Source organism: Micromonospora sp. NBRC 110037 (genome assembly GCF_001652995.1).
Classification (GTDB): domain Bacteria; phylum Actinomycetota; class Actinomycetes; order Mycobacteriales; family Micromonosporaceae; genus Micromonospora; species Micromonospora chalcea.
In genome coordinates, this window is the sequence record NZ_BBVA01000009.1 from 108,500 (window position 1) to 126,927 (window position 18,428).

Here is an 18,428-nt window from a genome sequence, read left to right on the forward strand (position 1 = left end):
AGAAATTCGCCACCGGAGGTGATCCGTCCGCGCCGTCGCTCCGTACCTGAGTGGGGAGCAGGGTCGGCCGGTGGGGGCGCCGCCGCGAGACGATCGAGGAGCAGATGGCCCGGGCACAGCAGAACGAGAAGACGACGACCGTCCGGACCACCACCAGCAGCCGTGGTGCCCGGACCATGTCGAAGTCCGCGATCGCGGCGCTGACCGCTTCCGCACTCGGCCTCGCGTGGGCCGGAGTGGAGCTGGCCGGCGCCGGCGGGCTCATGTACTCGTACGGATTCTTCTTCACCGAGTTCTTCGCCGGGGTGGTCGCCCTGGTCGCGCTCAGCATCACCGTCATGCTGGGCCTGCTCGCCACCGACCGCCTCGTGCTGCTCATCCGGCACCGCGTGCTGCTCCAGTCCGCGCACCGCGCCACCGGCGTGCTCGGCGTGGCCGGACTGGTCTTCCACGTCATCACCAAGGTGGCCATCGGCCGGGCCGGCCCCACCGACGCGGTGGTGCCGTTCATCGGCGGCGCCGGCCTCTACGTCGGACTGGGCACCGTCGCCGCGCTGCTGATGGTGGGCGTGCTCTGGACCGGAATCGTCCGGGTCCGGTTCGCCGGCGTCGGTCCCAAGTGGTTCTGGCGGGCGCTGCACTCGATGGCCTACGTGTCCTGGCCGTTCGCGCTGGTGCACGGCCTCAACGCCGGCCGGCCCGCGGCGACCTGGGTGCTGCTCAGCTACCTCGCCTGCGTGCTGGCCGTGGTGCTGGCGCTGATGGTGCGGCTCTCCGTCCACCTGGGCAAGCGCAGCCGGGAACAGCACCAGGCCGCCGCGCTCAACAAGGCCATGGCCGGCAAGGCCGAGGAGCGGACCGGCGTGTTCGCCGTGCTCACCCGCAAGAAGGACAGCGCCAAGGAGGACAGCGGCACCGGCCGGGGGCGCTGGGCCGAGGCCACCGCCACCTGGACCGCGCCGGCCGGCACCGCCCGGCGGCGCGACCCCGAGCGGTTCGCCGTACCCGTGGTGCCGGAACCCGGCTCGCTGCGCGAACCGGTCCGTGCGGCCGCCCGCCGCCGCGACGAGGAGCGGGTCGCCACCCGGGTACGCGAGGAGGAGCGCGAGCCGGTCCTCTTCGACCGGGACGAGGAACTGGTGCCGGCACGCCGGTCCGACAGTGAACGCTCCCGCCGTCGTCGCCGGTCCGAGGAGGAGCCGGCGGGCCGCCGGTCCCGCACCGACGAGGAGCGGGTGAGCCGCCGGTCCCGGACCGACGAGGAACGGGTCGGTCGCCGCTCCCGGGCCGACGAGGACGTCGCCGCCCGCTACTCGGCCCCGCCGGAGAGCGGTGGCCGCCACTCCGCGCCCCCGGACACCGGTGGCCGCCACTCCGCCCCGCCGGACAGCAGCCGGTACGCCACCCCGGCCGAGGTGGTCCGCTACTCCGCGCCGCCGCGTGCCGGCAGCGAGCCGGAGGAGCCGTGGGACAGCCCGCGCCGCTGGGAGACCCGCCCGGTCTCCGGTGAGCCGATCTCGGCCGGGCCGATCTCCGGCAGCCCGATGTCGGCGCAGCCGCTCAGCGGATCCGGCCGGCGCTACCGGGACGAGGAGGACGTGCCGGAGGAGCCGGACTACTGGCGCCCGCCGGCCCGCTACGACGCCGACGAGGCGTTCGTGGACGACACCCCGACGCTCGTCGACCTCGCCTCCCGTCGCGCCATGCGGGCCGGCAAGGACAGCCGGTCCGGCCGGCGCAAGCGGGCCGACGCGGACGCGGTCGACGGGGCGTACTGGGCCGGGCTGCGGGGTGAGGCCCGGTGACGCGGCAGACCACGGTCCCACCGGTCGCCTGCGTCGGCGAGCCCCGCCTGACCGCCGGGTTCGCCGAGTTCGGCCGGCTCGACCTGCTCGCCCACGAGGAGGTGCACGGCCCGATCGGCCCGATGGAACCGGCGGCGCTGCTGCGGCTCGCCGAAGCCATCGACCTCAAGGGCAAGGGCGGCGCGGGCTTCCCGTTCGCCCGCAAGCTGCGCGCGGTGCTGGAGTCCTGCGAGCGGCAGGACCTCTCCGCCGTGGTCGTCGTCAACGCCACCGAGGGGGAACCGGCGAGCTGGAAGGACAAGGTGCTGCTCACCCGCGCCCCGCACCTGATCCTGGACGGCGCCGCGCTGGCCGCGTTCGCGCTGGACGCGGAGGAGATCGTCATCGGCGTCGCCGACGACGACGTGGGCCGGCCCTCGCTGGCCGAGGCGCTGAAGGAACGCCGGATGCCGGTGCCCACCACGATCGTCACGGTGCCGCACCGGTTCATCTCCGGCGAGGGCGGCGCGCTCGTCAACGGCATCAACGGCCTGCCGCACATCCCGCCCGGCACCAAGAAGCGCTCCAGCGACTCCGGCGTCGGCGGGCTGCCCACCCTGCTGTCGAACGCCGAGACGTACTCCCAGCTCGCCGTCGCCGCCCGGATCGGCCCGTACGAGTACGCCGCGCTCGGCACCGACGACGAGCCCGGCACCGTGCTGCTCACCGTCACCGGGTCGGCGAAGCGGCCCGCCGTGGTGGAGTGCGCCGCGGGCACCCCGCTGCGCGAGATCCTCGACCTGTGCGAGGTGCCGCCCGGCCCCGGCATCCTGATGGGCGGCTACCACGGCAAGTGGATCACCGCGGCGGCGGCGGACCGGGCCGAGGTGTCCCGCAAGGGGCTCACCGCCGTCGGCGGCACGCTCGGCGCCGGCATCATCGTGCCGCTCGGCGCCGACACCTGCCCGCTCGGCGAGGCCGCCCAGGTCGTGCGGTACCTGGCCGGTGAGTCCGCCGGGCAGTGCGGCCCGTGCAAGATGGGCCTGCCCGACCTGGCCCGCTCGGTCGACCTCGCGGTCTCCGGCAGCGCCCCGGTCGAGCTGGTCCGCGCCGCGGCCGGGGACGTCAAGGGACGCGGCGCGTGCAGCCACCCGGACGGCACCGCCCGGTTCGCGCTGTCCGCCATGGAGGTGTTCGCCGACGACCTGCGGCTGCACGCCACCGGCGAGGGCTGCGGCAAGCGGGTCAAGGGCATGATGGGCCTGCCCGGCGCGCCCGACGCCAACCCGCAGAAGCTCACGCTCGACTGGTCCCGCTGCGACGGCCACGGGCTCTGCGCGCACGTGGTGCCGGACTTCATCCGGCTCGACGGCAACGGCTACCCGGCGTTCCCGCCCACCCCGGTGCCGACGTGGCTGCGCGAAGGCGCGCTCAAGGCGGTAAAGGTCTGTCCCGAACTCGCGCTTCGCCTGGTCCGGGCCGAGTAGAACCCAGGAGCCGCCGATGCGTACCGCCGTTCGTGTGACCGCCGCCGTCGTACTCGCAGCCACGCTCGCCACCGGCTGCGCGGCCGGACCCGAGGCCGGGGCGGTGCCACCCGCGGCCCCCGCCGCCGCGCCCCCGGACGTCGCGTCCCCCGCCGCGACGCCGGGCGGGCCGACGTCCGCGCCACCGGCCGCGGTGCCGGCCACGCTGACGTTCACCGGCAAGACCCTCGACGGTACGGCGTTCTCCGCCGCCGACCTGGCCGGGCGGCCGGTGCTGCTCTGGTTCTGGGCGCCCTGGTGCGCCACCTGCGCCAGCCAGGCGTGGACGGTCGCCGAGATCGCCCCCGCCTACCGGGACACGGTCCCGATCGTCGGCGTCGCCGGGCTCGGCGAGCAGAAGGCGATGAAGGACTTCGTCACCGAGTTCGACCTGGGCGGCACGACCCAGATCGACGACCGCAACGGCGCGCTGTGGCGCCGTTTCAAGGTGACCGAGCAGAGCACGTTCGTCGTCCTGGACCGGACCGGCCGGGTCGTCCACCAGGGATTCCTGGACGGTGAGGCGCTCACCCGGCAGGTCGAGACGCTGGCCCGGGGATGACCGGCGCGCTGCTGCTCGCCCTGACCGCCGGCATGCTCGGCGCGGTCAACCCGTGCGGCTTCGCGATGCTGCCCGCGTACCTGTCACTGCTCGTCGCCGGGCCCGACGGCGGGCGCGGCGCGGTCGGCCGCGCGCTCACCGCGACGGCCGCGCTCACCCTCGGGTACGTGCTGGTGTTCGGCGCGTTCGGGCTGGCCGTGGCACCGGCCGCCGACTGGTTGCGCCCTCGGCTGCCGTGGCTGACGGTGACGCTCGGCGTGCTGCTGGCGCTGGCCGGGTGCTGGCTGCTCGCCGGCAAGCGGCTGCCCGCCCCGGGCCCGCTGCGCGTCGCGCCCCGGCTCACCCGCACCTGGCCGTCCATGGTGCTGTTCGGCGCGGCGTACGCGCTCACGTCGCTGAGCTGCGCGATAGCGCCGTTCCTGGCGATCGTGGTGACCAGCATGCGGGCCGGGTCGCCGCTGCGCGGGCTGGCGCTGTTCGGCGCGTACGCGGTGGGCATGGCGCTCGTGGTCGGGGTGGCCGCGCTCGCCGTGGCGCTGCTGCGCGGCCGGGTCGTGGCGCGACTACGCGGCGCGGGCGCCTGGGCGCCGCGTCTGAGCGGCCTGGTGCTCGTGGTCGCGGGCGGCTACGTCGCCTGGTACGGCTGGTACGAGGTGCGCCTCGCCCAGGGCCGGTACGACGCCTTCACCGACCCGGTGATCCGCGCCGCCGCCCAGCTCCAGCAGACCCTGGTGAAGGCCGTCGACACTCTGGGCCCCGCGGTCCTCGCGGCCCTGCTCCTGGCCGCCGTGCTCCTCACCCGCCGCCGCCCCCTTTCCCGCGATCTTGCGGTTGGGGCCCGGGCGGAAGGGGTGAAGCGGACTTCTCGCGGGCCGGAAGTGCAAGATCGCGGGGAAGGGGCGGGGACGGCGGCGGCGGGGGAGCGGGTCAGCGCGGGGTGAGGCGGTCGGTGCCGAGCTTGTCGCGCAGGACCTCCGGGACCACCACCGAGCCGTCGGGCTGCTGGTGCTGCTCCAGGATGGCCGGGAACAGGCGGCTGGTGGCCAGCGCCGAGCCGTTGAGCGTGTGCACGAAACGGGTCTGCTTCGCGCCCGGCTCGCGGTAGCGGATCGCCGCCCGGCGCGCCTGGTAGTCACCGGCCCAGGAGACCGACGACACCTCCTTGTACTTGCCGGTGCTCGGCATCCACACCTCGACGTCGAGCGTCTTCTTCATCGAGGCGCTGGCGTCACCGGCGGCCAGCAGGCTGGTCTGGAAGTGCAGACCCAGCTTGCCGACCAGGCCCTCGACGTGCCCGACCATCGCCTCCAGCGCCGCGCCCGCCTGCTCCGGCAGCGTGAACTGGAAGATCTCCACCTTGTTGAACTGGTGGCCGCGCACCGTGCCGCGCTCGTCGGAGTGCGAACCGGCCGCCTCGCGCCGGTAGCACGGCGTGTACGCGAACGCCTTCAGCGGCAGCTTCGGCGTCTCCAGGATCTCGTCCTGGTACGCGCCGAGGATCGCCGTCTCCGCCGTGGGCAGCAGGAACTGGCCGCGCGAGGACGACTGCTTGTCGATGTGGTAGACGTCGTCGTGGAACTTGGGAAACTGCCCGGCCGCGTAACCGGCGCTGTCCAGCAGCAGGTGCGGCGGGAGCAGGAACTCGTAGCCGGCCTGGATGTTCTGCTCGATCAGCCAGTTCACCAGCGCCCACTCCAGCCGGGCGCCCAGACCGGTGTACATCCAGAAGCCCGAGCCGCCGAGCTTCACGCCCCGCTCGTGGTCGACCAGGCCGAGCGCGCGGCTCAGCTCCACGTGGTCGCGTACCTTCTCGATGGCCGGCGCCTCACCGAACGTCCGCACCACCCGGTTGGCCTCCTTGCCCCCGGCGACCACGTCGTCGGCGGGCAGGTTCGGCAGCTCGCTCATCACCGCGCGGAGCCGGGACTGCACCTCGTCGAGCTGGGACTCCAGCTCCGCGAGCTGCTTGCGCTCGGCCTCCGGGGCGACCGGCTGCGGCGTGCCGCCGGACCGTTTCGCCTCCGCGTACGCCCGCGCCTCGGCCTTGCGGCGCTGCCGCTCGGCGTCGATCTCCGTGATCAGGGCGCGTCGTTCCTGGTCGAGCCGCTGGATGTCGTCCAGCGTCCGGGTGACCTCGGCGGGATCCAGACGCTTCGCCAGCGCGGTCGCCACCGCCTCGCGATCCTTCCGGATCAACTCCATGTCGAGCATGCTGCTCGTACGCCTCCGTCCAGGCAGTCAGGTGGGACCTCCAGATGCTACCGTCGCGCCCCCGTCGCCCCGGCCCGGCCCGCACAGCCCGCCGCCACGGGGCCCGTTTCGGTGACGGCGCGTGACGGTGGTGTTGTCGGAGGGGTGTACTCACAGTCCGTGACGGTGTGCTGGTGCCCGCTCCGACCCGCGTCCGCTGGTCGGCGTGCTGACCTGGTCAATCTGACGGATTCGCCTTCGGGCGGGTGTGCCCCTTCGGCGACTTTGCTCTGCAGCCACCGACGCGGCGTTCGACGCAGCGTCAGCGTCGCGCGGATGGCTGCAGAGCAAAGTCCGCGAAGGGCAAACATCCCGGGGGAGCGTTCGCATCACGCACAGTCACTGACGTCTTCCGCCGGGGCCTGGCGGAGGCCGGGTGGCGGAGGCCGGGTGGCGGAGGCCGGGTGGCGGAGGCCCGGGAGCGCTGAGCGTCAGAGGCGTACCGGCATCAGGACCGAGAAGGCGTGCGCGTCGTCGGTCCGTCGCACGGCGAGCGGGGCGATCGGGCCGTCCAGCTCCAGCACGAGCTGGCCGTCGCCGGACCCCAGCGCGTCCAGCAGGTACTCCCGGTTGAGCCCAACCCGAAGCGCGTCAGCGCCGGCCGCGCCGGCCGGGTCGACAAGGCGCAGCTCGCCGCGGCCGTCCAGACCGAGCGCCACCACCTCGTGCTCGACGCCCTCGTGCGCGCGGTGGCAGACCGGGACGCCGTCGGCGGTGAGCGCCGCGCGCAGCGCCGCGCCGTCGACCGGGATCCGGTACGCGGGTACGTCACCGAGCTGCGCGCGCAGCAGCCGGCGGTAGTCCGGGAAGTCGTACGGCAGCGGTACGGCGGTCAGCGGCCGGCCCGCCACCGTGACGGTCACCCGGCCGGGGGCGACGACGACCTCGGCGACGTCCGAGCCGTCGAGGCCCGACACCGAGCCGGCAGCGTCCAGCAGCGCCCGCAGCTCGTCGACGGCGGCCACCGGCAGCAGCACGCTCACCGGCGGGCCGTCGACGGTGCCGGCGACCCGGGCCACGGCGAGCCGGTGCCGGTCGGTGGCGACCAGGTGCACCCCGTCGAGGGCGACCTCCAGCAGCACGCCGGACAGGACCGGCAGCTCGGGGTCGGCGCCGACGGCGAAGCGTACGGCGTCCACGGCGGCGGCCAGGTCGGTGCGGGCCAGCGCGAGGCGGGTGGTCACTGTGGGCTCCTCCGGGTCGATCAGGCAACGGATCCGGGAGAGCTCACGACGCGCGTCGGCCAGGCCGTCCTCCAGACGGCGCAGGTGCGCGTCCAGCAGCCGGTGCACCTCGGCCGGCCGGTGCCGGTTCCGCAGCGCCTCGGCGATGCCGGCCAGCGGCATCCCGACCCGGCGCAGCCCGGCCACCAGCCGGGCCGGGTCCACCTGCTCCTCGGTGTACCAGCGGTAGCCGGTCACCGGGTCCACCCGGGCCGGGGCCAGCACCCCGGAACGGTCGTAGAACCGCAGCGCGCTGACCGTCAGGCCACTGGCCCGGGCCAGCTCGCCGATGCTGCGAAGCTCGCTCTCCACGGCCGTCATCCTGTGACCTCAAGCGGGTCGAGGGTCAACCTCACGCCGACAGCGTGCGGAACGTGATGCCCGCGCGTACCAGCCGGTCCAGCAGCGCGTCGCCCATCGCCGCGACCGGCGTGACCTGCCCGGCGGTCTCCGGCAGGTCGTCGAAGGCCAGGCAGAGCGCCGACTCGGCGAGCATCTTGGCCGTCTCGTCGTAGCCCGGGTCGCCGCCGGCCACCTCGGTCACCACCCGGCGGTCGCCACCGGTGCCCACGAACCGCACCCGGAACCACGACTTGGCCCGCTGCTCGGCCGTCGGGCCCTGCCCGGAGGCGAGCCGCCCGAGCAGCCAGCGCCGCGTCGGCGCCACCTTCACCAGCCCCATCACACCGGCCAGCCCGACACCTGCGACGAGCACCGTAGGCAGCCGCTTCAGCGCGGCGAAGTGCCGGTAGCGGAAGTCCGGGCCGTACTCCGGGCGGGCCGCCGCGGACCGGCGGACCACCTGCGGGTCGATGGTGGGCAGGGGCACCGCCCACTGGCCGAACTCGCGTACCCGGCCGACCTTGCCCGGCACCGCGCGGACCCGGCGCCCGTCGGGCTTCGGCTCCATCGCCCGCCGCGCCCGCGCCGCGCGGCTCGTCTCACCGGTACGGGAGAACGCGGTGAGCGCCGAGTGGTACGTGCCGGCGGAGAACCGGCCACCGGCCCGCACGTACCCGTCCACGGCGATCGGCCCGTCTGCGGGCAGTTGCTTGACCGTGTACCAGACGCCCAGGTCGTGCGGGATCGAGTCGAAGCCGCAGGCGTGCACCAGGCGGGCCCCGGTGCGTACCGCCTCGGCGTGGTGCCGCACGTACATCCGGTCCACGAACTCCGGCTCACCGGTGATGTCGAGGTAGTCGGTGCCGGCCGCGGCGCACGCGGCCACAAGCGGCTCGCCGTGGTGCACGTACGGCCCGACGGTGCTGGCCACCACCCGGGCGCACTCCGCCACCGCGCGCAGCGACGCCGGGTCGGTCACGTCGGCGGTGAGCAGCGGCAGCTCGGCCAGGGCCGGGTCGATCGCGGCGAGCCGCTCCCGCACCGCGGCCAGCTTGTCCGGGTTACGCCCGGCCAGCGCCCAGCGCAGCCGCTCCGGCGCGTGCCGGGCCAGGTACTCGGCGGTCAGCCCGCCGGTGAAGCCGGTGGCGCCGAACAGGACGAGGTCGTACCGACGGTCTGCGCGCATCCGCCGAGTGTGCCATCCACGGCGCTCACCTTCACGGCGTGAAGACCACCCGGACGCAGCCGTCGGCCCGGTCGCGGAACAACGCGTACCCGTCGGCGCCGCGCTCCAGCGGCATCCGGTGCGTGGCCAGATGCTCGGTGACCAGCTCGTCGCGGGCCATCCGGGCCAGCAGCTCCGGGATCGCCGTCGCGCCCCGCCGCCGGGCCGCGCGGACGGCGAGGCCCTTGTCCGCGAGCGCGCCGAGCGGGAACCGGTCCACCACCCCGGGCCGGGCGTCGAGCACCACCACGACGCCGCCCTTGCGGCACGCGTGCACCGCCTCGCGCAGCGCCGCCCCGCCGTCCGCCTCGGTCAGCGGCCACCGGTTCGGCTCGGCCGGCACCCCGGAGGCGTCGACGCAGACGTCCGGGCCCCGGCCGCCGCTGCGCTCCCGCAGCTCGGCGAGCACGTCCACGTACCTGTGGTTGAGCGCCTCCACCCCGGCGTGCCGGGCGACCATGCTCATCCGGTCGTCCCGGTCGTCGACCACGATCACCCGGTCCGCGCCCCGGGCCACCGCCGCCCCGGCGGTGAGCTGGCCGACCGCGCCCGCGCCCCACACCGCCACCACGTCGCCCGGGGCGACCTCGCCCAGCTCCGCGCCGTACCAGCCGGCCGGCGCGGCGTCGGCGGCGAACACCGCGCGGTCGTCGCTCACCGACTCCGGTACGGCGAACGCGCCCACGTCCGCGTACGGCACGCGGACGAACTCGGCGTGGCCACCGGCGAACCCGCCCAGCCGGGCCGGCCGGCCGAAACCGCCCGCTGACGGCTGGCCCCACTCCGGCTCGGCCGTCACGCCGCTCGTGCCGTTGTCGCAGCAGGCGAGCAGCCCCTGCCGGCAGAACCAGCACGCCCCGCAGGCCACCGCGGCGCCCACCACCACCCGGTCGGCGACCCGGTGCCGGCGTACCTCCGTACCGACCTCGACCACCTCGCCGAGGAACTCCCGTCCGAGCACCTCCCCGGCGGACGCCTCGGGCACCCGCCCGTCCAGGAGCGGCAGGTCCGCGCCGCAGGTGATGCTGCGCCGCACCCGCACGATCATGTCCTGGGCGTTGCGCAGCTCCGGGTCCGGGACGTGGCGCACCTCCACCGCGTCGGCCCCGGCCCAGCACAGCGCCCTCATCGCACCGGTCCCGGCCGCTCCAGCGGCGAACGGTCCGCCCGCAGCACCTCGCCGGTCTCCAGGAGCTGCTTGGTCTGCCGCAGCACGTGGCGTAGGTACCGGCCCGGGTCGTCACCGACCAGGTGCGCGGCGAACCCCGGCAACGTGCACTCCCCGCCCAGCGGACGGATCGCCAGCTCCGTGCCGCGACCGCCCGGCGCGGGGCGGGCCCACACCTCGACCGCCCCGTCGAGACGGCGCAGCGGCTCGGGCCACCGTCCGGCCGGGAGCACCCGCTCGGGCTCGGCGGCCACCGTCACCTTCTGCCAGCGCCCCGGCCGTGGATCCGTTGCGGCCCGCTGCGGCAGGCGATCGGCCAGCCTCCGCGCCCCGCCGGCCGCCAGCGCCAGCGCGCCCGCCGCCAGCCGTCTGATCCGCGCCACCTGACCTCCCGAGGTCCCGGCCTCGGGCGGCCGGCGCTGCCCGGCCGGCCGCCCGCGTGCCTCCAGGGTGGGCGAGGGGCGGGTGAGCCGGGGTCGCCCCGAAGGGGTGAACCGGCCCGGTTCGGGTAACCGCTGCCCGCGTCGACAGGGGGAGGGATGCATGCCGGAGGAGGCCGACCAGGTCCGGTTCGTGGCCGCGCCGCACGACACCAGCGAGATCACCGGTACGTCCGATCTGCGTACCGCCGGCATCGATTCGCCCGACCTGGCCGGTGGTCCGCTGCCGGGCGGCCCGCCGCTGCTGGCGTCCCGGTTGACGCCGCCGCCGCCACCCGAGCCGGGTCTGCTGCGGCCCCGGCTGGTGGAGCGGGTGGAGCGGGGCGCGAGCGGGCCGGTGACGCTCCTGCTCGCGCCGGCCGGCTGGGGCAAGACGGCCGTGTTGTCCACCTGGGCGCGGGCGGAGCGGGACGGCCCGGCGCCGGCCTGGGTGACGGTGGGTGAGGGCGACACGGCACGGCGGCTCTGGGGCTACCTGGCGGCGGCCCTGCGGACGGCCGCGGTCGACGACCCGGACGAGGGACCACCGCCACCGGTGCCGGACGGCCCGCCCCGGCCGGAGCAACTGGAGTCGCTGGCCGCCGCGCTGGCCGGACGGGAACGGCCGGTGCTGCTGGTCCTCGACGACCTGCACCGGGTCACCGACCCGGCGGCGCTGTCCGGGCTGGAGTTCCTGCTCCAGCACACCGACGGGCGGCTGCGGCTGGTGGCCGGCGCGCGGCGCGAGCCGCCGCTGGCGCTGCACCGCTGGCGGCTGGCCGGCGAACTGACGCTGATCGGCCCGGACGAGCTGGCGTTCACCACCGACGAGGTCGCCGACCTGCTGGTCGCGCACGGTGTGCCGGTGCCCGCCCCGGCGGTGCCCCGGCTGGCCGAGCGCACCGCCGGCTGGCCGGCCGGGCTGCGCTTCGCCGCGCTCGCGCTGGCCGACGGGACCGACCCGGCCCGCGCGGTGGACCGGTTCGCCGGTGACCAGCCGGACGTCGCCGCGTACCTGCGGGACGAGGTGCTCGCGCCGCTGGGCCCGGCGACCCGCGACGTCCTGCGCCGCGTGGCGGTGGCCGTCGCGGTCCGCGCCGACCTGGCCGCCGCGCTGACCGGGCGGGCCGACGCCGGGCAGGTGCTCGCCGAGGCGGCCCGGGACGGCGGCTTCCTCCTCCAGGACGGCGGCAACCCGCAGTGGTACCGGCCGCATCCGCTCCTGGCCGACGTGCTGCGGGACGAACTGGGCCGGCTGCCCGCCGACGAGGTGCGCGAGCTGCACCGGCGGGCGGCGGACTGGTACGCCGCCCATGACCGGCCGGCCGAGGCGGTACGGCACGCGCTGACCGCCGGTGAGTGGACCGCCGCCGCCGAGCTGCTGGTCAGCCGCTGGCCCGAGCTGACCCCGGACGAGCCGACCGCCGCGCCGGCCCCGCCGGAGCCGCCGGCGCACCAGGTCCGCCGGGATCCCGAGCTGGCGCTGGCCGCCGCCGCCGAGCGGGCGTACGCCGGTGATCCGGCCGCCGCCGACGGGCAGCTGCGGCGGGCGCTGGCCCACGCCGACGACCTGCCCGCGCCGCGCCGCGACCGGTTCCGCCGGCTGGCCGCCGCCGTGGAGCTGAGCCTGGCCCGGCTCGGCGGGAACCACCAGGGGGTACGCGAGGCCGCCGACCGCCTGCTCGCCACCGCTTCCGGCCTGGCAGCCGACGCGGGAGCCGACCCGCGTGCCGGGGCGGCCGAGCGCGACGACGTACGCGCGGTGGCGGGCGCCGCGCACGGACTGGTCGCGCTGGCCGAGGGGGAACTGCCGGCAGCCCGTACCCGGTTCGCCGAGGCGCGGGAGGCGGCGCGCCGGGCCGGGCGGCCGCGGACCGAGCTGCTCTGCGTCAGCCGGTCGGCGGCGCTGGAGGCGGCCCGGGGCGCGTTGCGGGCGGCCGAGGAACTCGCCGGGGAGGCGCTGGCGATGCCGGCCTGCCAGGGCTGGTCGGCGCGGGCGGACTGCGGCTACGCGTACCTGGCGCTGGCGCTCGTGGCCTGGCACCGGGACCGGCCCGCGGAGGCCGTGGCCCACCTGGCGCTGGCCGGTCCGGCCACCGCGGAGCCGGGGGGAGCGGCGCTGGCCGCGCTCTGCCGGGCCGGGCTGCTGGCCGACGGCGACGACCCGGCGGGCGCGCTGCGCACACTCGCCGGCGCGCGGGCGGTCGCGCCCGGCACGGAGCTGGGCGGGTGGCTGGCCGCCGAGGAGGCGCAGGTACGCGCGGCGGCCGGTGACGCCGACGGCGCCCGGGCGCTGCTCGACGCCACCGGCGACGGGCCGGCGCCGGCGCTGGCGTCCGCCCGGTTGCTGCTGCGCGCCGGTGACGCCCGCGCGGCCGAGCGGACGCTGCCCGACTGGGCCGGGCCCGGCGCGGCGGACTGGCCGCTGCCGGTGCGGCTGGGCGCCGGGCTGCTCGACGCGGTGCTGGCCGGGGCGTCCGGGGACGCCCGGCGGGCCGGGCGGGCGCTGGAGGAGGTGCTGGCGCTCGCCGAGCCGGACGGCTACCGGCGCGTCTTCACCCGGACCGACCCGGGGGTACGGGACCTGCTGGCCGCGCACCTGGACTCCGGAACCGCGTACTGGGCCACGGTGAGCGAACTGGTCCGGGGCGCGGACGCGCAGCCGGTCACCGGGCCGGCGGACGGCGCGGCGCGCGGGCTGGACGAGCCGCTCACCGAGCGGGAGCTGACCATCCTGCGGTACCTGCAGAGCATCCTGTCCAACGTGGAGATCGCCGCCGAGCTGTCGCTGTCGGTGAACACCGTCAAGACGCACGTGCGCAACATCTACCGCAAGCTCGACGCGACCCGCCGGCGGGACGCCGTCCGGCGGGCGCGCGAGCTGCGGTTGATCTGACTCAGGCGTCGGCCGCGGCGTCCACCGCTGTCAGCAGTTCGGCCAGGTCGTAGCCGCCGTCGTGGCGGACGCCGTTGACGAACAGCGTCGGGGTGCCGTTGACGCCGCTGCGGATGCCGCCGACGAAGTCCTGCCGCACCCGGTCGGCGTACTCCTGGCGGCCGACCTCCGCGGCGATCTCGTCCGGCGACAGTCCGATCTGCTCGACGCCGAGCGACAGGTGCACCGGGTCGAGCTGGTCCTGGTGCTGGAAGAGCCAGTCGTACATCTCCCAGAACCGGCCCCGGGCGGCGGCCGCCTCGGCGGTCTCCGCCGCGCTCTCCGCGTACGGGTGGATGTTGGCGATCGGGAAGTGCCGGTACGCCAGCCGCACCACGTCGGCCCGCTGGCGCAGCACCTCGGTCAGGTTCGGGTACGCGGCGCCGCAGAACCGGCACTGGAAGTCGCCGTACTCGACGATCGTGACCGGCGCGTCCGCCGGCCCGCGGACGTGGTCGTGTTCGGTCACCGGGGTCCGCAGCCGCGCGGTGGTGACCTGAAGTGGCGTGGTCATCGGGCGCTCACCCGCCGATCCGCGTCCAGCCGCTCCAGCGCGTCGAGGATGCCGTCCACGCCCGGGTTCACCTCGGGCGGCGACAGGTGGCTCCAGGCCACCCGGCCGTCCGGGTCGATCACCACGAGCGCCCGGTCGGACTGCCCACGCGGCGCGTACGCGCCGTACCGGCGCGACACCTCGCCTTTGGGCTCGAAGTCGGCGAGCAGCGGGAACCGGATGCCCTGGCTCTCGGCGAACGCCCGGTGCGAGTCGACGCTGTCCACCGAGATGCCCAGCAGCACCGCGTCGTACCGCTCCAGTTCGGGCAGGGCCGCCTGGTAGAGGGCCATCTGCTCGCCGCAGACCGGTGACCAGTCGGCGGGGTAGAAGGCCAGCACCACCGGACGGCCCCGGAACTGCCCGGGACCCACCTGTCGCCCGTCCGGCGCCGCCGGCAGCGTGAACCCGGGGGCGGCCCGCCCGGGTGTGATCAGCCCGTTCGGATCACTCATGCCTCCCACCATGGCGGGCGCCCGGGTGAGGCGGGCTCACCCGGGCGGGGTGGTTCGGCTCAGCGCACGACCAGGTGGTTGTGCACCTCCCGGATGCCGGGGGCGTTCCACACCACCCGCTCGATCTCCGCGCGCTCGCCGGGCGAGTGGACCTGCCCGCCCAGCACGACGGTGTCGCCGTGCACCCGGACGTCGACGCTCTCGGCCTCGGTGGCGGCGTTGCGCGCGAGCGCGTCCACGATCCGTTCGGCCAGGTCGTGGCCGTCGGCGCGGACCGCCGGGCGCACGGCGATCCCGTTGCTCACCCCGCGTACGCCGGTGAGCCGGGCGACCGACCGTTCGGCGGCCCGCCGCTGGTACTCCCACTCGACGTCGCCGTGCAGCGTGACCCAGCCGTCGGAGACCGTCACCTGCAGCGTCTCGACCGGCACGAACGCGTCCCATTCCAGCGCCCGTACGGCCGCGACGGCGATCTCCGGGTCCTCCCGGCCGGCCGCGGTGGCGATCTGGACGGCGAGGTCGTTGGCGACCGCGCGGACCCGGGCGGCCCGGTGCGCGGCCCGCTCGGCAGCCCACTTCTTGGCGTAGCTGTCCACCCGGCCGGTCAGCGTCACCACGCCCTCGGTGACGGTTACGCCGATCTCGTCCGGGCCGACCCGGGGCTCCCAGGTCAGTTCGTCGAGCACCGCGGACTGGATGTCCCGGTCGGTGCGCGTGATCGTGTCGGTGGCCATCCGGCTCTCCCTCCGTCGATGGCGGCGCGGGCACGCGGTCCCGCACCCGCGATCCTGCGCGTTTCCCGGGTGACCGGCCCTCACCCGGTCCGGGTGGGGGAGAGCACCACGCGGCACGGTGGCCGCCCCCGGGAGTGCCGGGAGCGGCCACCGTGCCGGTCGGGTGGGGTTCAGCCGTCCAGGCCGGCCGGGGAGTTCGGGCGGTCCACGTCCACGAACTCGATCTCGTCCGCGGCGCGGTCGCGGCTGCCCGCGGCGCGCGCGGCGGTGCCGGCGGCCCAGCCGATCGCCGCGCCCGCGAGCGCCGCCGCGATCAGCAGCGTCCAGGGCAGGGCGGGCCGGCGTCCGGCCAGCGCGTCGAAGGCGAGCGTGGCCCGCCGGCGCGCCTCCTCGGCGGCGGAGCCGACCAGGTCGGTGGCGTCGTCGGCGAAGCCGGAGGAGTTGCGGCGGGCGCTGCGGGTGGCGTCGCGCACGCTGTCACCGGCGGAGCCGGCCGCGGAGAGCAGGTGCTGCCACGCCTGGTCGGCGACCCGCTCGGCCTTGCCCCGGCGGTCCAGCAGGTTGGATCCGAACATCGTTCTACCTCCTCGGGTGCCGAAGGCCGGCGGCCACTTCGGACTCCGGTGTCCATCCGGCGCGTTCACTGTCTCGGGGCAGTGCCCCACCGGCGCACGCGGCAAACCCTCGCGGTGGTGCCCGGCTCGTGAGCAGCGAACGGGACGAACCACCCGAACGCGCCGGGACCGGTGCCGACGGGACGTGCGCGCGCCCGCTACCCTGGTCGGCGGATCGACGGGTCCGACCGGCCGTACGGCTGGCCGCGGCCCGCGTCGAAGGGGAAACTGGAACCCGGAGGTCCGGATTGGGAGCGCCCAGGTGTGCCCAGTTCGCGAATTGCTCATCCCGGGGGGTGGCGACCGGGCCGTTGGAGGAATACTCTCGGTCGCGGCCCGCGTACTGATGAGGCGCCCGTCAAGGGCGAGTGGAGGTGCTCGCGTGAGCCTGTCGATCGTGAAGTCGGTGCGGCCGGGTGGTGTCGTCCAGATCGCGCCCCGTGGGGAGATCGACGTCGACACCGCGTACGAGGTGCGGGAAGCGATCGCCGAGGTGCTCGCGAAGGGCCGTCCCTCGCGCATCGAGCTGAACATGCGGCTCGTCACGTTCATCGACTCGGTCGGCATCAGCGCCATGGTGGCCGGCTTCCAGACCTGCGAGGTCAGCGGCGTCAAGCTCGTGGTGACCGAGCCGAGCCGGTTCGTGCACCGGCAGCTCTGGGTGACCGGCCTGCTCGGCCTCTTCGGCGCTCCCGAGCCGTGGTTCGCCGACGACACCCCCGAGGTGCTGCCCGGCGCCTGAGCGCCGTTCGCACCCCCTGCGGCCAGGGGACCTTCTACCCGTTGCCAGCCCGGCGTCGGTACGGGACGATCGTCGCGACGTACGACGGCGAGGGGGCCCGCTTGCAGAGCAGCGACAGCTTCAGCTACACCGTGCAGGCCCGGTGCAGCCGGGCCGACGCGGTGGCACTGCTGGGTGACCTGAGTCGCCAGGGCGAGCTGCATCCGCTGATCGTCCGGGTCCGGCAGCTGCCGGCCCGGCCGGGCGCGCTGGCCAGCTACGCGATCACCGACCGGCTGCAACTGGGCCCGCTGCACTTCCCGGTCACGTACCAGGCGGACGTGCTGGTCGCGAGCGAGGACGAGGTGGTCACTGTCGCCCGGCAGCAGCCGGCGACGACGGTGCGCAACCACACCCGGCTACGCGACGAGCCCGACGGCACCGTGCGCATCGACGTGGAGATCACGCTCACCGCGCCGGCGCCGCTGTTCGGGTACGCGTTCCGCCAGGCCCGGGCGGCTCACCTGAGCCTGGCGGCCCGTCTCGGCGCGACGCTGGAGGGCCGGCCCGATCCGGCCGGCCCCCCGGGAGCGCGCTAGTACACCGACAGGTGCACGTGGTTGGTGTGGTCGCTGGACGGGTCTCCGTTGCCGCCGCTGTACGACTTCCACCCGCTGCTGGGCAGCCAGATCTGCTTGAACCAGATCACGTAGAGCACGGCGAGCGGGTCGGCGTTGCGCACGAAGTACGCGGCCAGGTTGTTGCCGTACGTCCGGTCACCGCCGCTGGCCACGCCGCCGAAGCCGTTCTTCTGGGCGGCGAAGTCGCAGGCCCGCCCCTTCGGGTGCTCGCCCGAGCCGCTGGGCCGGTGGCACGAGACGTACCTGGTGAAACCGGCCGCCTTGGCCTGCTGCAGCGCGTGCAGCGTCCGCGGGGTGATGCAGCCGTTGGCCGGGGTCGGGTCGTTGACGCTGCACGACTCCGACGGCCACGAGCCGTCCGAGTTGCGTGGCGCGGGCTTCGCGTTCTTGCTTGAGGTGCCCTGGACGCTGCCGCCGCCGCTGCTGTTGTTGCGGGCGGAACGTTCATTGGCCACTTCGAGCGCGCGCTCGGCCTGCTCCTTGCGCTTGCCCATCACCTCGACCTGCTTGCGTTGCTCGCGGATCTCGGTGTCGAGCGCGGCCCGGGTGCGGGTGGCCTCGTCCCGGGTGGTGATCAGCTCGCGCACCGTGCGGTCCTCGTGCGCGGCGACCTGTTCCAGCGTGGCGGCCCGGTCCATGAAGCCCGCCGGGCTGCTGCTGTCGAGCAGCGCGGCGGCGGTGCCGAGCCGGCCGGCGCGGTACGCCACCCCGGCGATCTCACCGACCTTGGCGTCACGTACGGCCAGCTCGGCGCCGACCTTCGCGAGCTGGTCGTTGAGCTGCTTCTGGCGGTTAACCGACCGGTTCAGCGCGGCCTTCGCCTCCAGCCAGCCCTTGCTGGCCGCGTCGAGTTGGGCGCGCAGCTCGGGCGTGCCGCCCTCGTCGTCGCCGGGCGCGGCGGCGAGCAGGGCGGTCCGGGGCGCCGCCGAGGCGGGGGAGGCCGGAACGGTCGCGACGCCGACAGTCAGCGTCGCGACGAGCAGGGCCGCCAACCGGGCGGCCGTCCGTCGTACAGGTGCCACTGGGGGCATTCACATGTCCTTCCGTCAACCGCCGACCGGGTTAGCTGACGGGTTCGGGACGGAAGATCCCTACCGCTGACGCGGATGCACCCCACGTACGTGGTTCCCCGGCTCGCCCCTTCGGGCGATTAGGCGACGGCCACCCCACCTGCGCCGGTGACGCCGGTGGCTGCGGCCGCGACCGAGCCTACCGGCGCGGCCCGGGCGTGGCTCCGTTGCGCAGTGCCGCATGGTGGGGCAAAACCGACATAAGT

Annotated in this window: 17 protein-coding genes and 1 riboswitch; of the genes, 7 read left to right on the forward strand and 10 right to left on the reverse strand. The window is 75.6% G+C overall.

Going from position 1 to position 18,428, the window contains the following annotated elements; genetic code table 11:
- The first annotated feature begins 50 nt into the window (after positions 1-50).
- From A4R25_RS24475 to A4R25_RS24490, 4 genes are read left to right on the forward strand one after another with little or no spacing between them, the layout of a single operon-like run.
- The gene (locus tag A4R25_RS24475; protein ID WP_231915620.1) at positions 51-1,805 is read left to right on the forward strand and encodes a hypothetical protein; all 1,755 of its coding nucleotides are present in this window, start codon (positions 51-53) and stop codon (positions 1,803-1,805) included.
- Positions 1,802-3,271 carry an NADH-quinone oxidoreductase subunit NuoF family protein gene (locus A4R25_RS24480; RefSeq protein ID WP_064448215.1) on the forward strand — a complete coding sequence of 490 codons (1,470 nt, stop codon included), beginning with the start codon at positions 1,802-1,804 and terminating at the stop codon, positions 3,269-3,271. Before A4R25_RS24475 ends, A4R25_RS24480 begins: the two co-directional genes overlap by 4 nt.
- Before the next feature lie 16 nt (positions 3,272-3,287).
- Positions 3,288-3,872 (forward strand): redoxin family protein, encoded by a 585-nt coding sequence (locus tag A4R25_RS24485; RefSeq protein ID WP_064448216.1) that lies wholly within the window; start codon positions 3,288-3,290, stop codon positions 3,870-3,872.
- A complete protein-coding gene (locus tag A4R25_RS24490) occupies positions 3,869-4,813 on the forward strand; it encodes a cytochrome c biogenesis CcdA family protein (protein WP_064448217.1) in 945 nt (314 codons plus the stop codon). The genes A4R25_RS24485 and A4R25_RS24490 overlap by 4 nt, the downstream gene beginning before the upstream one ends.
- Here A4R25_RS24490 and serS read toward each other — a convergent pair.
- The 5 genes from serS to A4R25_RS24515 form a co-directional block, all read right to left on the reverse strand.
- Entirely contained in the window at positions 4,800-6,083 is a 1,284-nt protein-coding gene (gene serS / locus A4R25_RS24495; protein ID WP_043329159.1) for a serine--tRNA ligase, read from the reverse strand. The two genes, A4R25_RS24490 and serS, sit on opposite strands and share 14 nt — an antisense overlap.
- Before the next feature lie 470 nt (positions 6,084-6,553).
- Positions 6,554-7,666, reverse strand: coding sequence for a MerR family transcriptional regulator (locus tag A4R25_RS24500; RefSeq protein ID WP_064448218.1), 1,113 nt, complete (start codon positions 7,664-7,666; stop codon positions 6,554-6,556).
- Between the two features lie 31 nt (positions 7,667-7,697).
- The gene (locus A4R25_RS24505) at positions 7,698-8,873 is read right to left on the reverse strand and encodes a trans-acting enoyl reductase family protein (RefSeq protein WP_064448219.1); all 1,176 of its coding nucleotides are present in this window, start codon (positions 8,871-8,873) and stop codon (positions 7,698-7,700) included.
- A gap of 31 nt (positions 8,874-8,904) precedes the next feature.
- Positions 8,905-10,041: an alcohol dehydrogenase catalytic domain-containing protein gene (locus A4R25_RS24510; protein WP_064448220.1), complete on the reverse strand. Its 1,137-nt coding sequence runs from the start codon at positions 10,039-10,041 to the stop codon at positions 8,905-8,907.
- Positions 10,038-10,463 (reverse strand): hypothetical protein, encoded by a 426-nt coding sequence (locus tag A4R25_RS24515; RefSeq protein WP_064448221.1) that lies wholly within the window; start codon positions 10,461-10,463, stop codon positions 10,038-10,040. Before A4R25_RS24515 ends, A4R25_RS24510 begins: the two co-directional genes overlap by 4 nt.
- A 160-nt stretch (positions 10,464-10,623) precedes the next feature.
- Between A4R25_RS24515 and A4R25_RS24520 the strand changes: the two genes are divergently transcribed.
- On the forward strand, positions 10,624-13,395 hold the full coding sequence (locus A4R25_RS24520) for a LuxR C-terminal-related transcriptional regulator (protein ID WP_064448222.1): 2,772 nt from the start codon (positions 10,624-10,626) through the stop codon (positions 13,393-13,395).
- 1 nt (position 13,396) lies between these two features.
- Here the strand turns inward: A4R25_RS24520 and A4R25_RS24525 are convergent, their stop codons facing one another.
- The 4 genes from A4R25_RS24525 to A4R25_RS24540 all read right to left on the reverse strand — a co-directional run bounded on the left by A4R25_RS24525 (position 13,397) and on the right by A4R25_RS24540 (position 15,751).
- The gene (locus A4R25_RS24525; protein ID WP_064448223.1) at positions 13,397-13,948 is read right to left on the reverse strand and encodes a DsbA family protein; all 552 of its coding nucleotides are present in this window, start codon (positions 13,946-13,948) and stop codon (positions 13,397-13,399) included.
- Positions 13,945-14,442, reverse strand: a complete 498-nt coding sequence (locus tag A4R25_RS24530) for a redoxin domain-containing protein (protein ID WP_043329170.1) — start codon at positions 14,440-14,442, stop codon at positions 13,945-13,947. The genes A4R25_RS24525 and A4R25_RS24530 overlap by 4 nt, the downstream gene beginning before the upstream one ends.
- Positions 14,443-14,501: 59 nt before the next feature.
- On the reverse strand, positions 14,502-15,176 hold the full coding sequence (locus A4R25_RS24535; RefSeq protein ID WP_064448224.1) for a BON domain-containing protein: 675 nt from the start codon (positions 15,174-15,176) through the stop codon (positions 14,502-14,504).
- Between the two features lie 170 nt (positions 15,177-15,346).
- Entirely contained in the window at positions 15,347-15,751 is a 405-nt protein-coding gene (locus A4R25_RS24540; RefSeq protein WP_064448225.1) for a hypothetical protein, read from the reverse strand.
- Between the two features lie 421 nt (positions 15,752-16,172).
- On the opposite strand from A4R25_RS24540, the gene A4R25_RS24545 reads away from it, so the two are divergent.
- Positions 16,173-16,532, forward strand: a complete 360-nt coding sequence (locus A4R25_RS24545; protein ID WP_013287849.1) for an STAS domain-containing protein — start codon at positions 16,173-16,175, stop codon at positions 16,530-16,532.
- A gap of 41 nt (positions 16,533-16,573) precedes the next feature.
- Positions 16,574-17,110, forward strand: a complete 537-nt coding sequence (locus A4R25_RS24550; RefSeq protein WP_231915621.1) for an SRPBCC family protein — start codon at positions 16,574-16,576, stop codon at positions 17,108-17,110.
- On the opposite strand, the gene A4R25_RS24555 is transcribed toward A4R25_RS24550, so the two are convergent.
- Positions 17,107-18,183, reverse strand: a complete 1,077-nt coding sequence (locus tag A4R25_RS24555) for a hypothetical protein (RefSeq protein ID WP_043329177.1) — start codon at positions 18,181-18,183, stop codon at positions 17,107-17,109. The genes A4R25_RS24550 and A4R25_RS24555 overlap by 4 nt on opposite strands.
- A 4-nt stretch (positions 18,184-18,187) precedes the next feature.
- Positions 18,188-18,319, reverse strand: a riboswitch (cyclic di-AMP (ydaO/yuaA leader).
- Positions 18,320-18,428 lie beyond the last annotated feature (109 nt).

Excerpts from the sequence above, each read along its gene's own strand:
- A4R25_RS24525 (WP_064448223.1), bottom strand. The coding sequence starts at position 13,948 with ATGACCACGCCACTTCAGGTCACCACCGCGCGGCTGCGGACCCCGGTG.
- A4R25_RS24485 (WP_064448216.1), top strand. The coding sequence starts at position 3,288 with ATGCGTACCGCCGTTCGTGTGACCGCCGCCGTCGTACTCGCAGCCACG.
- A4R25_RS24540 (WP_064448225.1), bottom strand. The coding sequence starts at position 15,751 with ATGTTCGGATCCAACCTGCTGGACCGCCGGGGCAAGGCCGAGCGGGTC.
- A4R25_RS24500 (WP_064448218.1), bottom strand. The coding sequence starts at position 7,666 with ATGACGGCCGTGGAGAGCGAGCTTCGCAGCATCGGCGAGCTGGCCCGG.
- A4R25_RS24520 (WP_064448222.1), top strand. The coding sequence starts at position 10,624 with ATGCCGGAGGAGGCCGACCAGGTCCGGTTCGTGGCCGCGCCGCACGAC.
- A4R25_RS24555 (WP_043329177.1), bottom strand. The coding sequence starts at position 18,183 with ATGCCCCCAGTGGCACCTGTACGACGGACGGCCGCCCGGTTGGCGGCC.
- serS (WP_043329159.1), bottom strand. The coding sequence starts at position 6,083 with ATGCTCGACATGGAGTTGATCCGGAAGGATCGCGAGGCGGTGGCGACC.
- A4R25_RS24510 (WP_064448220.1), bottom strand. The coding sequence starts at position 10,041 with ATGAGGGCGCTGTGCTGGGCCGGGGCCGACGCGGTGGAGGTGCGCCAC.
- A4R25_RS24535 (WP_064448224.1), bottom strand. The coding sequence starts at position 15,176 with ATGGCCACCGACACGATCACGCGCACCGACCGGGACATCCAGTCCGCG.
- A4R25_RS24490 (WP_064448217.1), top strand. The coding sequence starts at position 3,869 with ATGACCGGCGCGCTGCTGCTCGCCCTGACCGCCGGCATGCTCGGCGCG.
- A4R25_RS24530 (WP_043329170.1), bottom strand. The coding sequence starts at position 14,442 with ATGAGTGATCCGAACGGGCTGATCACACCCGGGCGGGCCGCCCCCGGG.
- A4R25_RS24505 (WP_064448219.1), bottom strand. The coding sequence starts at position 8,873 with ATGCGCGCAGACCGTCGGTACGACCTCGTCCTGTTCGGCGCCACCGGC.